Origin of the sequence: Marinobacter sp. UBA2498 (assembly GCF_002341575.1) — a bacterium.
In the GTDB taxonomy this organism is placed as follows: Bacteria; Pseudomonadota; Gammaproteobacteria; order Pseudomonadales; family Oleiphilaceae; genus Marinobacter; species Marinobacter manganoxydans.
The window spans coordinates 1-15248 of record NZ_DDOI01000112.1; the positions used below are offsets into that span (position 1 = coordinate 1).

Here is a 15248-nt window from a genome sequence, read left to right on the forward strand (position 1 = left end):
ACATGGGCGCCCAGATGGTGAAAGAAGTGGCTTCCCAGGCCAACGACACAGCTGGTGACGGTACCACCACTGCAACCGTTCTGGCTCAGTCCATCGTTAACGAGGGCGTGAAGGCTGTTACTGCCGGCATGAACCCGATGGATCTGAAGCGCGGCATCGACAAGGCCACAACGGAAGCCGTGAAGGCAATCCGTGATATGGCCAAGCCCTGTGACGACAGCAAGATGATCGCTCAGGTAGGCACTATCTCTGCCAACGGTGACGATACCATCGGCAAGATCATCGCCGATGCGATGCAGAAAGTTGGCAAGGAAGGCGTCATCACCGTTGAGGAAGGCCGAGGCCTGGAAGACGAGCTGGACGTGGTTGAAGGTATGCAGTTCGACCGTGGCTTCCTGTCTCCGTACTTCATCAACAACCAGGACAACATGTCTGCCGAGCTGGAAGACCCGTACATCCTGCTGGTCGACAAGAAGATCTCCAATATCCGCGAGCTGCTGCCGGTGCTGGAAGCTGTAGCCAAGGCTGGTAAGCCGCTGCAGATCATCGCTGAAGACATCGAGGGTGAAGCGCTTGCCACTCTGGTAGTGAACAACATGCGTGGCATCGTCAAGGTAAACGCTGTCAAGGCGCCTGGCTTTGGTGACCGTCGCAAGGAAATGCTGCAGGACATCGCGATCCTTTCCGGTGGTACCGTAATCTCTGAAGAAGTCGGCCTGACTCTTGAGAACACCACCCTGGATGACCTTGGCACAGCCAAGCGTGTGAACGTCACCAAGGAAAACACCACCATCATCGGCGGTGCTGGTGCGCAGGCGGACATCGAAGCTCGCGTTGAGCAGATCCGCAAGCAGATCGAAGACAGCTCTTCCGACTACGACAAGGAAAAGCTGCAGGAGCGTGTTGCCAAGCTGGCTGGCGGTGTTGCCGTTATCAAGGTTGGTGCCGGTTCCGAAGTGGAAATGAAAGAGAAGAAGGCCCGCGTTGAAGACGCGCTGCACTCTACCCGCGCCGCGGTTGAAGAGGGCATCGTGCCGGGCGGTGGTGTAACCCTGATCCGTGCCATTGCGGCCCTGGACAAGGTAGACGCCATCAACGAAGAGCAGAAAGCCGGTGTTAACATTCTGCGCCGTGCCATGGAAGCTCCTCTGCGCCAGATTGTTTACAACGCAGGCGGTGAGTCTTCTGTTGTGGTTGCCAAGGTTCGCGAAGGCGAAGGTTCCTTCGGCTACAACGCCGCGACCGAAGCCTACGGCGATATGCTGGAAATGGGTATCCTGGATCCTGCCAAGGTCACCCGTTCCGCTCTGCAGGCGGCCGCTTCTGTGGCTTCCCTGATCATCACCACTGAGGCGATGGTTGCGGATGAGCCGCAGGACGAGTCTGCCGGCGGCGGTATGCCGGACATGGGTGGAATGGGCGGCATGGGAGGCATGGGCGGCATGATGTAATGCCGGCCTGATCTCGGCCCCTGAAAAACCCCGCGTTGGTTCACGCCAACGCGGGGTTTTTGTTTTTTTGTCATGAACTTGCCCCATGGCTTTGCTAGACTCGGCTTCCGGTCCATTATCTGTGCAACGCCGAATGAGTGACGCTGAACCCAAATCCTTTCTCCGCCCCGGCAAGGTATTCTTGCTCCTGCTGCTGGGCGCTCTGGTCTATCTGCTGTCACTGGTCTTTCTGGTCCCTGCGGGATGGGTCTGGCAGCAAGCCTCTGCCCATGTATCTCTGCCTCCCCAGGTAAAGGTTCAGCAGGTTGCCGGCAAACTCTGGGATGGCGAAGCCGGGGTTGTGGTGGCCGGTTTCCCGGTGCGTGTTGACTGGCGCCTTTATATGCCGTCGGTCACCAGCCTGGAATGGCCAGCCCGAATTTCCCTGGAATCGTCGCAATCCTCGCTCAACGGCGATGTTACGGTGGGCTGGCCGGCCAGTGCCCAGCTTGATGCCAGCGGACGGATCACGGTGGCCGAGTTTGAGGAGCTGATCCGCCAGAGCGGCGGCGCCATGATTGAAGGCGAAGTCATGATTGACCGTCTGAATATGGCCTGGGCCGATAACCGGATTACGCGGGCGGAAGGCCTGGGGCGCTGGGATGGCGGCCTGGTGACCTGGCCAATGGGTGGCCAGCGTGGGCAGGCCGAGTTTCCGCCCATGCAGGCGACGATGGATACCTCCCAGGGTGGTGTGGCGCTGACCGTCTCCGAGCAGGGCGCCCAGGGGCCAGCAGCAGATGCCACCGTGTTCTGGAACGGAATGATGGAACTGCGTGTCTACAAGCGTATGGTGGATCTCGCCGGCCAGCCCTGGCCGGATTCTGCCAGCCCGGGTGATGTCGTATTCCGGGTACGCCAGCCTCTCGTACCGGGGGCAAGATAATATGGCGCTGTTGAGTATTCCGGCCCAGAGCCGGATTTCCCGGATCCTCGCCAACCTGTTGCTGTTGGTGCTGGTGGTGTATTTGGCCAACACTCTCGCCCGGATGACCTGGTTATACGCCTGGGACGACCGGCCGGTGCCAGACGCGCCGGTCGCAGCCGGTGCAGGCAGTCTGTCAGGCGGTAGCCGTTTGACGACGTCCATAGCCGTTTACGATTTCTTCGGGCGGTCTGAGCGACCGGTCGAGGTGGCCGATGCGGTTCGCCGCTCGGCTCCGGAAACCCGGCTTCGGCTCCGGCTGGAAGGGGTACTTGTCGCACAGCGCCCGGAGGACTCCGGTGCTATAGTTGCTGGGAGCAATGGAGAAACCGCATATTACCGGGTAGGGGAGATGCTACCCGGCAATGCCGAGCTGGCGGAAGTGGAACCAGGGCGTATTCTGATTCGTCGGGGTGGGCGATACGAATCCCTGACTTTCGAGGAGCAGTCGTCTGAACTGGTTGCAGAAGTGACCGAGGAGCCTGCAGAATCATCACCGGATGAGTTCCTGGCCAGCGCCCGTGAACAGATTGACAGCCAGGGCATTGCCGCACTGGCGCCTTTCGGGTTGAGCCCGGTGGACAATAGCGGCATGTCCGGTTACGTGTATGACGGCTCTAACGCCATGCTTAACTCCGTCAACCTGCAGGCCGGGGACGTGATAACGGCTATCAACGGTCAGCGGCTGGGCGATATCAGCCAGGATAAGGCCCTGCTTGAGAACTGGCGCGGCCAGGCCCAGCTGGAGATAGAAATCGAGCGTGACGGATCCATCCTCACCATCAGTTATGCCATACCCGAGCAGTGGCGCTGACCGGGTTCATCGAAACAGGACGAAATCGCCAGATGTATAACCACAAGATCAATGTTTTGCGGGCCATTGTCCTGCTTTTTCTCCTTCCCTTTATGTCCATGGCTTATGGGCAGGAAGCCGAGACATGGCGGCTGAACCTGAAAGACGCCGATATCCGTGCGTTCGTGACCCAGGTCGCGGACATTACCGGGTACAGTTTTGTGGTGGATCCGCGGGTAAAGGGCAAGGTAACCGTGCTCTCCAGCGCGCCCATGAACAAGGATGAGATTTACGACCTGTTTCTGGCGGTTCTGAATGTTCACGGCTTCACTGCCATTCCCGGCGAAGAAGTGATCAAGGTGGTGCAGCAGGTTGATGCCAAGCAGTCGGCAGAAATCCTGGAGCGATTTCCCGAAACCCCCTCCGAGCAGCTGATCACCCGGGTTATCCAGATCGACAACGCCAACGCCCTGGAGCTGGTGCCGATTCTGCGCCCGCTGGTGGCCAAGTACGGCCACCTGGCCGGTGTGGCCGCGGCCAACGCGCTGATCATCAGCGATCATTCCTCAAACATCCAGCGTATCGAGCAGATTGTCCGGGAGTTGGATAGCCCGTCCAAGTACGAAGTGGAAGTCATTCAGCTTCAGGAAGCCTGGGTCGGCGACATGGTGACTCTGCTGCAGGAACTGGCCCCGGATGAACTGGGTCGGGCCGGTGGTGACAATTCCGCCAGAAAGTACAGCATTACCGCGGACGAGCGCAGTAACCGACTGATTCTACGGGGTGATGAGACCTTCCGGGACAAGATGCGCGGTCTGATCCGGCAGTTGGATCAGCCGTCAGCCACCGGTGGCGCTACCAAGGTGCTGCGGCTGAAGCACGCCGATGCCAAGAATCTCACTGAAATTCTCAAGGGTGTGATGGGCGAGCTGGTCAAAGAAGGCTCAGGGTCAGGGGGCTCTGCTGGAGGCTCACGGCCGCAGAGCAATTTCGCGGTCTTCGCCGATGAAGGGCTGAACGCCTTGGTGGTTCGGGGCGAGCCGTCCCTGATGCAGGAAGCCGAACAGATTGTGGCTGCGCTGGATGTGCGTCGTGCCCAGGTGATGATTGAGGCAGCGATTGTCGAGATCAGCGACGAGCTGGGACAGGATCTGGGCGTCCAGGTTGCCGTCGGTGACGAGTCTGGTGAATCCTCACCAGTGGCCGGCACCAACTTCGGCAACGTGGGGCGCAGCCTGGGTGAGGTATTGAGCGCGATTCTGACTGAATCCGCCATTACCCCCGCAACAGGTGGTATCACCATCGGCGCCGGCCAGCGTAACGAGGATGGTGTCAGTTGGGGGATTCTCCTGCAGGCGCTTTCCACCTCGGCGGCGGCAAACCTGCTTTCCACGCCGAGCATCATCACCCTGGACAACCAGGAATCGGAGATCATCGTGGGCCAGAATGTCCCGTTCCGCACTGGCCAGTCGACGGTTGTCGGTGACGGCACCACCAATCCATTCACCACCATCGAGCGTCGCGATATCGGTCTGACCCTCAAGGTTACCCCGACCATCAGTGCCGACGGCCTGGTGCGTCTGGTGGTGGAGCAGACCACAGAGAACGTGGCAGACAGCATCGAGGACGCCTCGGATATCGTCACCAACAAGCGGGAAATCAAGACCACCGTACTGGCGGATGATGGCGAGACCATCGTGCTGGGCGGTTTGACCCGGGATGATTACCAGGTCAACAAGAGCAAGGTGCCCCTGCTGGGTGACATCCCGTTCGTTGGTCGCCTGTTCTCCTCCGAATCGGAGCGCCGGGTGAAGCGCAACCTGCTGGTGTTCCTGCGCCCCAAAATCATGCTGGGTAAGGAAGAGGCCGTTGCGGCTACTTCTGACAAGTTCAATCAGCTTTGGGACGTCAATCTGAACATCCGGGAGAAGCTGGGTATCCCCACCGAAGAGCAGCGTCCGACAGTGGACGCACTGTTTGAAGACGGTAGCACCCGGGTCCAGTAAGCGCTCAGACAGCCAGTGGCGGCATCGGGCAATCCATCTGGTCCGCCACCAGCCGCATCAATTCATACTCCCGGGTTTCCACTTTCCCGTCGCGGGTAATGCAGTGCCCACAGGCATCGATGATTGCCGGTTTCAGCAGCGGTGAAAGACCGTTCAACGCGGTCAACGCTTCCCGTAGCTGGCGCATGGTGACTTTTTCGAGAACCGGTTCCACTCCATCATTCGCATTCATGAAGCCGGCCATGGCCTCCCGATAGAGCTTCTCGGCGTCAGATTGGGACTCAGACCCAGCCCTTGCCATCAAGCTCAGGAGCCTCTGGAGGGCCGGCATGACCGGTTTGTAGCTCTTATAGCGCACCGGTACCACTCTGGCTGCTTCGTCGCCCAGGTGGCGTGAGAGGAAGCTTGTCAGAGCGAGTTCAAACAGGGTAACCCGGTTATCCGCCGCCACCAGTTTCTGGACATTGGTAATGAGCAACTCCCGCTCTTCCGGGTCCAGCTTACGAAGGGCAGGCATGGCCAGTTCCAGGGCAGGGAAACGGACGCCATCGCCGATGGTTTTCAGTGCCGGCAGCAGTTTCTCGAGTAGATCCGGCTGGCTGCCCAATACCGGATGTGCCGGCACCAGGTTCAGCCGTTCCGTTTGCTGTGGACGCGGCAGTTCGCTGATCAGCATGGCATAGCAGAGCTGCGTGGCCCCGGCCCGGGTGTACAGCAGGTTTCGGAAGGTGGCTGGCAGGCGTTCCAGAAAACGCAGGGCGAAATCTTCGCTTTGCCGGTTGATAGTGCCGACCTGATCTGAAAATTTCCGGGCCGGTTTTATGGTTTTTTCCGGGCTGGATGCAAGCGGTGAGGTTCTGCCACTCCTGCCGGTAACCGGCCCGAGTATGTCGGTTGCCGCGCCACTAAACCCGGACGCGCCCGCTTCTGGTGCTCCAGAGCCTCCCCGGTAGAGATCGGCGCCTGGTTCGGTATCCCTGAGCCGGCTTCGCAATCTGGCCAGCATGCCAGGCTGAATGGCATTGATTCGCTCATCTATGGGCGGGTGGGATGCCAGCAAAGAGGTGAACTTCATCCGCGCACTTTCGCCAAAGCACATGTGATTCATGTCGCTGGCGTGGCTGGTTGTGTCCAGGTAACCGCCCTTCATTCCGATCTTGAACAGCGCTCCGGCAATGCCTTCGGGATTGCGGGTAAATTGCACGGAGGATGCGTCTGCCAGCATTTCGCGTTGCCTGGAGACCGCTGCCTGTATCAGCCGGCCAAAGAAAACGCCCACATAGCCAATCACAAAAAGGGCCAGACCAATGATGCCCATGGCTGCCTGGGCCCGACCGTCCCGTGATCGACCCACCCGGTGGCCGCGGTAGAAGGATGCGCGCAGTAGAAAGCCGCCAATCTGTCCGATCATCAGGATGCCGGCAAGCAGGGCAATGAGCCGAACGTTCAGCCGCATGTCGCCGTTGAAAATATGGCTGAATTCATGGGCGACTACCCCTTGGAGTTCGTCTCGCGATAATTGGGTAATAGCACCGTGGGTGACGACCATAACAGCCTCGCCCGGCGTATAGCCGGCCACAAAAGCGTTGATGCCGGTTTCCTGATCCATCACATAGAGTTCCGGCACCGAAACACCACTGGCAATAGCCATTTCCTCAACGATGTTGCGCAGTTTGCGCTCGTCACTGTCGCGGGTATCGGGGTCAATGGGCCTGGCGCCAACCATTTTGGCGACCCGGTCGCCACCTCCCGCCAGATCAACCCAGCGGAGCAGGGAACCCAGAACAATCAGGGAAACAACCGTAACGGCGGTCAGCAGGCCATGATTGGAGAGCAGCCAGTGGTGGAACGCAAGACCGGAGGATTCACTACGGGTTACAAAATAACCCACAAGGCAGACGGCAAGCGTGATAAACGCGACCGCCGTCAGGAAAAGAAAAACCAGCAGAGTGGTGTTGCGCCGGGCGTGGGCCTGGCGCTGAAAGAAACCGGGATGAGCCATGATTCAGGGCCTCAGAAGGCCACTTTCGGTGCCTGACGGGCTTCCGGTGATTCCAGTTCCAGTTGCGACGTTTCCTTGAACGCAAACATGCCGGCGATAACATTATTCGGGAACTGCTCCCGGAAAATGTTGTAGCTCATGACGCCATCGTTATAGGCCTGGCGGGCAAAGGCGACCCGGTTCTCGGTGCTGGAGAGTTCTTCCATCAGTTGCTGAATGGTTTCGTTGGCCTTCAGCTCCGGATAGTTCTCGGCCACGGCGTAGAAATTTGCGAGCGCCTTGGTGAGCAGGTTTTCGGCGCTGCCCAGGCGTTGGATCTTGGTTCCATCGCCGGGATCCTTGGCGGCGTCTTTTTGGGCGCTGACCGCATTGTTGCGGGCTTCCATCACCTGGGTGAGGGTGCTTTTTTCGTGGGTCAGATAGGCTTTTGCCGCTTCCACAAGATTCGGAATAAGGTCGTGCCGACGCTGCAGTTGAACATCAATCTGGGCAAACCCGTTTTTGAACTGGTTGCGCAGGGAAACCAGGCGGTTGTAGATAAAGACCAGATAGAAAACAATGACGGCGATAACGATCAGGCCGATAACAGTGGTTCCCATGGCAACTCCTAGAGGTAGTGGTTCAGAGGTTATTTTCCACGATCTGCTCGTGAAAACCTTTAACGAAGGTCTCAAATTCACGCGGCGGCAACGGTTTGCTGAAGAAATAGCCCTGGGCGAGCTTGCAGCCACGCTGGCTCAGGTAATATTCCTGCTCTGCCGTTTCCACCCCTTCAGCAACCACTGACAGGTTCAGACTCTTGCCAAGGTCGATGATGGTATTGGCGATTCGGGTATCTTCCTCATTGACCAGCAGATCGCGGATAAACTGTTTGTCGATCTTCAGATGCTGTACCGGCATCTGTTTGAGGTAGGTCAGTGACGAGTAGCCGGTTCCAAAGTCGTCCACCGCGATGCTTATTCCCGCTTTGTTGAGTCTGTGGAGTTTGGCTACGGCGTCTGACAGGTTGGTCATGAAGCTGGTTTCTGTTACCTCCAGCTCCAGCCGCCCGGCCGGTATCTTGTGTCGTCGCAGGGTATCGAGAATATCATCGACAATGCTTTCCTGGCGCAGCTGAACGGCCGAGAGATTAACAGCAATACGAAGCGGCGAGCCGTCCGAGGCCCAGCGAGCTGCCTGCCAACAAGCCTGGTCCAGAACCCACTGGCCAATTTCCACGATAGAGCCGTTTGCTTCGGCCACCGGGATAAAGAAGTCGGGGGGAACCGTGCCACGAGTCGGGTGCTCCCAACGTAACAATGCCTCTGCCCCGATTACCCGTTTGCTCTCCAGATTAATCTGGGGCTGGTAAACCAGATGAAATTGGTGATTACCAAGAGCCTGGGACAAATCCTTTTCCAGTTGCTTCCGGTCCCGGATTTCCTGGTCAATGCTGGCGACATAGAACTGGAAGTGGTTGTGACCGTTCTGCTTGGCCAGGGTCATGGTCTGTTCGGCACTCTGAAGCAGTCGGTCTGCCTTGCTGGTGTCGGAGGGGTAAAGAGCAACCCCCAGGGTGGCGCTGATTGAGATGTTCTGGTCTTCGACCAGCATGGGCTCATTGACACAGGCCAGGATTCGCTCAGCTGTGTCTGCTGCTTGAAACCCGTCCCGAAGTCCTTTCTGGACAACCACGAACTGGTCGCTGCCGAGGCGTGCAATGGTGAAGCGGGCATTGTCCAGTTTGTTGGTCAGGCGGTCGGCAACGGTCTGTAGAATAAGGTCCCCGGACCGGAAACCGCACTGCTCGTTCACCGATTTGAAATCGTCGATGCCGCAGACAATCAGCGACAGTTGGGCGTTGCGCCTGGCGGCATCCTCAATATCCCGCACCAGCAACTCCATGAAGGTATCCCGGCTGGGCAGGCCAGTGAGCTGGTCGTAACGTGAGAGACGGCTCACCCGGTCCTCCGCCTCGCGATGACGTTTCTGGCTGTCACCAATGGCCACCAGGAGGTTATTGGTTGCGTTGACCCAGAGGCCAAGTTCGTCGCTCTGGTGGCCGGATGGCGTGGTGACCAGGCGGTCATCCGGGTGCGCAGGATCCACCTGCCTCACGGAATTGACAATTCGGAGGAGGGGGCGCGTCAGGAGCAGGTGGAATACATAGAACAACACCATGCCGAGAATGAGAGCTGTGGCCATGCCGGAAGCGAAAGTGACAGCCGCCCTGTCCAACCAGGTGCGGGCCGCTGCTGCAGTGTCGTAGTGAACGTCAAGAAAGCCGTAGACGTCTTCCGGATTACCCTCGCGGAAAAGCGGTTCCCGATAGAGCCGGTCGGCGTCGAAAATCGGATCGGTGACCGGGCGGAAAGCGGTTTCCTGGAGTGGACGGCTGCGATCTCCCAGTGGGTCGCCGTCAGGGTGGACGATGCGGGCCATGTGGACCGCTTCCTTGGCGAAGAGGCCGTCCACGACTTGTTGCGCGAGTTCGGCGTCGATGCTGAACACCGCCTGGGTGGCTGCGTCTTTCACCATCGCGATGGTTTGCTTGGCATCGCTATCCAGCCCTCTGGACACGCGTTGGGCGTCCAGGATGACCTGTATGGCACTGACAACGACGCCACTGGCAAGGGCCACCGCAAGAATCCACCGTAAGATTCGATAGCCCAGGCGATGTTCAACCTCGAAGGAGTTTTGCATTCAAGCCTGTCTTGTTCCGGTTTTTGCAGAGCCGCTGATCTGCAAGGTTCAGGGCAAAGGTGTCGCACTTTGGGTGATGTGCGTGGGGGCTCACCCTGATGGTTGTTTCCAAGTATGGTTCAGGTTCGCGATATCTTCATGGAGTATCGGCGATTTTTCCAAAGATTTCAGAGTGTGCTTGTATCAAATTGTAATTGCTTGGGTATCGCAGACACAAAAACGCCCGCCAGAGGCGGGCGCTTGATCACAGTCGTTTTAGACTGTGTCTGGAAGCGAGGCCGGGATCAGGCCAGGTTTTCGTTTACGAAATCCCAGTTCACCAGGTTCCAGAAAGCTTCCAGGTAGTTCGGGCGGGAGTTGCGATAGTCGATGTAATACGCGTGCTCCCAGACGTCGACGGTCAGTACCGGCTTATCGGCACCGGTCAACGGGGTTTCAGCATTGCTGGTATTTGCGATGGCAACGGTGCCGTCCGCTTTTTTCACCAGCCAGGTCCAGCCAGAACCGAAGTTGTTGGCTGCTTTATCATTGAATTCTTTCTTGAAATCTTCGAAAGAACCGAACGCCTTCTCGATCGCTTCCTTGGCAGCACCGGTGGGTTCACCACCGCCGTTCGGGCTCAGGCAGTGCCAGTAGAAGGTGTGGTTCCAGACCTGTGCGGCGTTGTTGAACAGCGGGCCGCTGGCACTCTTGATGATGTCTTCAAGCGATTTGTTGGCGTTGTCCGTACCTTCGATCAGGCCATTGAGCTTGGTGACGTAGGTGTTGTGATGCTTGCCGTAATGGTACTCGAGCGTTTCCTGAGAGATGTGCGGTTCCAGTGCGTTCTTTTCGTAGGGCAGTGCGGGAAGTTCAAATGCCATGAGGTCGTTCTCCCTGTCTCTCTGTTTATGTTGATGTTCGTTACCCCAATATAGGGTCGATTTGAGTCAGATCAACCCTTTGGTGTTAAAGAACTTTTAAACTCTGGGCTGCCCGGCAGGAACTGGGCGCAGTTCTTCACCCGCCAGACGAGCTCTTCGTAGCTGTCGGCCAGAATGTTTACGTGGCCCAGCTTCCGACCCGGTCGTTCACCCTTATTATAGAGATGAACATGGGCGTAGGGCAGTTCGAGGATTCGCTCGATGTCGCCGTGCTCTCCGATGATATTGATCATGCAGCTCAACCCACGTGGAGCAACGTTGCCAAGAGGGTGTCCGCTAACAGCGCGAATATGATTCTCGAACTGGCTGGTCATCGCGCCTTCGATGGTCCAGTGCCCCGAGTTGTGAACCCTCGGCGCCATCTCGTTGGCGACCAGGCCATCGGTTGTCTCGAACAACTCAAGCGTTAATACGCCGACATAGTCCAATTCGTTCAGTAGTGCCTTGATGTACCGCTCCGCATCTTCCTGAACGTGCTTCTCGAGCTTCGGAGCAGGCGCAATGGAGTAGCGCAGAATCCCCTCGTGGTGGGTGTTCTCCGCCATCGGGTAGAAGGCCAGCTCACCGTCTTCAGCGCGAACGGCGATAATCGACACTTCCCGGTGGAAGTCGACGAACTTTTCCACGATAAGGCGGGGGTGGCCGATGGAGGTCCAGGCGGCCTCGGCGTCCTCAGGCGATTTGAGTACGGCCTGGCCTTTGCCGTCGTATCCTTCGGTGTTGGACTTCGCTACCACCGGGCAGCCAAGTTCCTCGGCCGCGGCTTTCAACGAGGCGGCGCTATCGGCAATTTTCCATTCTGGCGTGGGGATGCCCAGCTCGCCGAACAGAGTCTTTTCCGCTTCCCGGTTCTGACACACCTGCAATGCCCGGGGGCAGGGGTGAACCGGTTTGTGAGCAGCAATTTTCTCGGCCACGTTTACTGGCAGGTGTTCGAACTCATAGGTAACACGGTCGACCCGGGAGAGGAAATCATCCAGGTACTGGCCCTCGCGGTCGATGATGACTTCACCAAGGCCGGCACTGGGGCTGCCGGACATGTCATAGAAAACAAAGGTCTTGGCCAGTGGGTATCCGGCCAGTGCCAGCATTCTTCCCAGTTGGCCGGCGCCCAGTACACCAATTCTCATTCGAGTTCTCCTGCCTGTTACTGGTCCCGAGGATCAGGATTGTCCAGAATCGTTTCGGTCTGTGTGGCCCGGAACTGCTCAACCGCTTTGCGTACGCTGTCGTCTGAGGTGCCAATAATCTGCGCTGCCAGCAGGCCAGCGTTGGTTGCACCGGCTTTACCAATAGCGAGGGTGCCGACAGCGATGCCGCCTGGCATCTGGACGATGGAGAGCAATGAATCCAGACCATTCAGGGTTTTGGACTGAACAGGAACACCGAGGACCGGCAGGGCGGTTTGTGAGGCAACCATGCCCGGCAGGTGCGCTGCGCCGCCGGCGCCCGCAATAATGACTTTCAAACCGCGGTCTGCGGCCGTTTTGGCGTAGTCAAAAAGCAGATCCGGTGTGCGATGGGCCGAGACGACTTTGGTTTCATAGGGCACGCCAAGTTTTTCGAGCATGGTGGCGGCGTGTTCCATGGTGGGCCAGTCGGATTTGGAGCCCATGATGAGTCCTACAAGCGGCTGCATATGCAACAGTCCTGTGATAATTGGAAAGCCGGCCATTGTATGTTTTGGCTACTTACCATGCAACAAACCTTGGTGGAAGGCGCAGTTGAGAGGCCTTTTCCGGAAACCGCTACGAGCACATCCATGTGCGCTTGACTGAAGCCATCCTTGGCTTCAGACATTTCCGGAAAAGGCCTCTCAACTCCGCCCCGAACGCTCTGGAAGATTTGGCATGAGCGCGGCTTCATTTTTACCTGCGGGTAAGTACAGGTATTATCAGACCTTATTATTTTAACCGTCCATACTCAGGAGCTGTAATGGAACCGATCCGTCCAGATGATGATGAGTTGAGGGCTGAACGACCGATTGGTAGTGCCGAGTCGAAAAAGGCAGCGGAAAGAAAGTCCAGGCCAGCGTCCGGAGGGAAAGGCGAACCGTCGACACCAGCGAAGCCTCCCAAAGGTGGAAAGGGCGGTAACGGAAGTGGCGGCAGCAATGGTCGCGGTAGCTCGGCAATGCTGTGGGTGTTGTTGATTGTGCTGGCCGTTGCCGCGGGTGCTGGCTGGTACTCCCAGGAGCAGCGGGTTCAGGCGTTGGAAGGGCAGCTTGAAGAAGCGGATTACTGGGCGCGGCAGAGCAAGCTGGCGCTTGCTCGGTTTGAGGGCGAGCTTTCGGAAACGGGGGAAAACCTTCAGGAGCGGGGCGCTACTCTGGAGGAGCAGATCGCGGCGCATACCAAGCGTCTGGATACGGCAGACAGTGAGATCCGGAAACTCTGGGCCATTGCCAATGAACGCAACAAGAAGCGTCTCGATGAGCAGCAGGAACGAATTGCCGCCTTGGAATCCGGCCTTGCGGAGGGCAAGCAGGCCATTGGTTCGCTTGAGACGTCGGTTGAAAAGGTCCGGTCCTCGCTTTCCGCCGATATTGCAGCCCTGAAACAACAAACGGAGACGTCGATTTCAGCGCTGCAGGATGCCAACCGGCAGGCAACAGATCAGTTGACGAAATTGAGCCAGCAGCTGGCGGATGTGGATCAGGTGATCGAGAGCCGTATCCGGCGTTTTGAGCAGGAGCAGAAGCTGGGAATCAGCGGCATGGAGGGTCGGATCTCGGCCCTGGAGCGGGAGACCGATGAGCTGGCCGATGATGGCCGGGTTCAGGCGCTCCGTAATGAGGTGGCCAGTCTCAAGCGCACGGTTGAGTCTATCGATGCCTCGCGGTCACAACTGACCTCCCGTCTGGTTCGGCTGTCTGAAGAGGTGAATCAGTTACGGAGCCAGATCAGCGGGCAGTAACTGCCCGTAGCGTGGTCCAGCAATCGGCATTTCGGGTTTTGTAACGGTTTGTAGCCATCCCTTGCGGTAGCTCTCATTTCTGTTTTTGTGCAGTTGTTAAGATCAGGCAACTCGCAATCAGGATGAAGAGTTAACAACAATGAAAACCCGAGTGCCTTCCGTTTTTCTTGTTCCCCGGCTTCTGGCAGCGATGTGGCTGTTGCTGGCGTTGCCGGGCTGTACGGTTTATCAGTCCATCGGCAAAAGCGTCGGGTCGTTCCTGCATCCGGTTTCCGGGCATGACTTCGTTCATATCGACAACGATAGCTGGGATCGGCGCAACGCGGTGCTGTACTTCTACAGGACACACTCCCAATGGGCGGCTGATGAAATTGAAGCGCCCAGTGTCTACATAGATGACACCCACTATTTCAACATTCGCAACGACAGCTTCACCTGGCTTGAGGTAAGCCCCGGAGAGCGCCACATTGCCATGCGCCGACCTTTGCTTGGTCTGGAGGGCATGAACTCCTTCAGTCTTAGCCTGATCGCCGATGCCACGCTGGACGTTGAGCCAGGACAGATCTATTACCTGCGTTATAACGAGCTTTCGGAACCGGGCCAACGGCATCCGGACCTGGATCCGGATCATTCGCTGAATCAGGGCGACCTCCAGCTGGTGACGCGGGAATATGCCATGCAGGCAGAGGAGATTGTTTCCACCCGTTTTCTGAACAGTGATCTGTTGGCGCCAAACCACGCGGCTACCTCCATTGTGGAAGTGAATGAAGACCTGGATTACGAGCGGCAACTGGTGCTGCTGGAGGAGGAGCGTGAGCTCGAGATCGAGCGCCTGAAGCAGGAGGGCAAGTACGAATCCACGTCCTGGTTCTGGCCGTTCGGCGGTGGTCCCACGGTTCCCCTGGAAACGGATCGGAAAATCGACAGGTTGGAGCGTGAGTACGCCAAGTTGGAGCAGGAACGTGAGCGTCGGGAAGAAGCAGAATCCGGTGGTGGCTGGTGGATTTTCTGAGTGCTGACTACACTGACGGCAGGTGAAGGACTCGGGAAATTAAAACAATGGCTCTCAAGGATTCTCTTCGACTCAGATTTGAAAAACTGGCCGATGATGTGGTCCCCCAACTACTCGATAGCTGGGGCGATCTGCAGAAACGGCTTGATGACCTGAACTGCTCCCTGGCCAATCGGGCGGTTCCGGAAGACAGGCGCAGTCGTGTCAGTGAATTGTCCCTGCAGGAGAAGGCTCAGCAGGCGGGCCAGAATCGCCCGGCCATACGGGCAGTCAAAACCGCTAGCAAGACCTCGGGTAAAAACTGAATTTGCTTAAAAACTGTACGCTTTTGAATGGCTTGCAGGTTTTTTTATAAAATTGCCGGAAAATATTTGACACCGTCAGCCAAATGCTTAAAATGCGCCTCTCACTTGGTTGAGACAGCACGGCTGGCAAGCAAGTGAATGCCTTTTTAGATTAGATAGGAAGGCTTGAAAGTGGGTGGTTAGCTCAGCTGGGA

13 protein-coding genes are annotated in these 15248 nt (G+C 57.6%); 7 read left to right on the forward strand and 6 right to left on the reverse strand.

Annotated elements, in window-relative coordinates:
• From groL to gspD, 4 genes are all read left to right on the forward strand, one after another.
• Positions 1-1451: chaperonin GroEL (gene groL / locus B2W52_RS15570; RefSeq protein ID WP_286803700.1), on the forward strand; the 1451-nt coding region annotated here is incomplete at its 5' end.
• Between the two features lie 133 nt (positions 1452-1584).
• Positions 1585-2376, forward strand: coding sequence for a type II secretion system protein N (gene gspN / locus B2W52_RS15575; RefSeq protein ID WP_008171366.1), 792 nt, complete (start codon positions 1585-1587; stop codon positions 2374-2376).
• A gap of 1 nt (position 2377) precedes the next feature.
• Positions 2378-3229, forward strand: coding sequence for a type II secretion system protein N (locus B2W52_RS15580; protein WP_273017816.1), 852 nt, complete (start codon positions 2378-2380; stop codon positions 3227-3229).
• A 32-nt stretch (positions 3230-3261) separates the two neighbouring features.
• On the forward strand, positions 3262-5214 hold the full coding sequence (gspD, locus tag B2W52_RS15585) for a type II secretion system secretin GspD (RefSeq protein WP_273071623.1): 1953 nt from the start codon (positions 3262-3264) through the stop codon (positions 5212-5214).
• Between the two features lie 4 nt (positions 5215-5218).
• Here the strand turns inward: gspD and B2W52_RS15590 are convergent, their stop codons facing one another.
• The 6 genes from B2W52_RS15590 to purE all read right to left on the reverse strand — a co-directional run bounded on the left by B2W52_RS15590 (position 5219) and on the right by purE (position 12460).
• On the reverse strand, positions 5219-7216 hold the full coding sequence (locus tag B2W52_RS15590) for a M48 family metallopeptidase (protein WP_286803701.1): 1998 nt from the start codon (positions 7214-7216) through the stop codon (positions 5219-5221).
• A gap of 11 nt (positions 7217-7227) precedes the next feature.
• Complete coding sequence (locus B2W52_RS15595) at positions 7228-7815, reverse strand: LemA family protein (protein WP_053112523.1); 588 nt, start codon at positions 7813-7815, stop codon at positions 7228-7230.
• 22 nt (positions 7816-7837) lie between these two features.
• Positions 7838-9898 (reverse strand): putative bifunctional diguanylate cyclase/phosphodiesterase, encoded by a 2061-nt coding sequence (locus B2W52_RS15600; RefSeq protein WP_008171375.1) that lies wholly within the window; start codon positions 9896-9898, stop codon positions 7838-7840.
• A gap of 284 nt (positions 9899-10182) precedes the next feature.
• Positions 10183-10761, reverse strand: a complete 579-nt coding sequence (sodB, locus tag B2W52_RS15605; protein WP_008171376.1) for a superoxide dismutase [Fe] — start codon at positions 10759-10761, stop codon at positions 10183-10185.
• A 71-nt stretch (positions 10762-10832) separates the two neighbouring features.
• Positions 10833-11951, reverse strand: a complete 1119-nt coding sequence (locus B2W52_RS15610) for a 5-(carboxyamino)imidazole ribonucleotide synthase (protein WP_053112521.1) — start codon at positions 11949-11951, stop codon at positions 10833-10835.
• Between the two features lie 17 nt (positions 11952-11968).
• The gene (purE, locus tag B2W52_RS15615; RefSeq protein WP_008171382.1) at positions 11969-12460 is read right to left on the reverse strand and encodes a 5-(carboxyamino)imidazole ribonucleotide mutase; all 492 of its coding nucleotides are present in this window, start codon (positions 12458-12460) and stop codon (positions 11969-11971) included.
• Between the two features lie 296 nt (positions 12461-12756).
• Between purE and B2W52_RS15620 the strand changes: the two genes are divergently transcribed.
• The 3 genes from B2W52_RS15620 (at position 12757) to B2W52_RS15630 (ending at position 15054) form a co-directional block, all read left to right on the forward strand.
• A complete protein-coding gene (locus B2W52_RS15620; protein ID WP_092030852.1) occupies positions 12757-13737 on the forward strand; it encodes a hypothetical protein in 981 nt (326 codons plus the stop codon).
• A gap of 139 nt (positions 13738-13876) precedes the next feature.
• Positions 13877-14749, forward strand: coding sequence for a DUF2846 domain-containing protein (locus tag B2W52_RS15625; RefSeq protein WP_008171386.1), 873 nt, complete (start codon positions 13877-13879; stop codon positions 14747-14749).
• Positions 14750-14796: 47 nt separating this feature from the next.
• Positions 14797-15054 carry a hypothetical protein gene (locus B2W52_RS15630; RefSeq protein WP_008171388.1) on the forward strand — a complete coding sequence of 86 codons (258 nt, stop codon included), beginning with the start codon at positions 14797-14799 and terminating at the stop codon, positions 15052-15054.
• Positions 15055-15248: the final 194 nt, after the last annotated feature.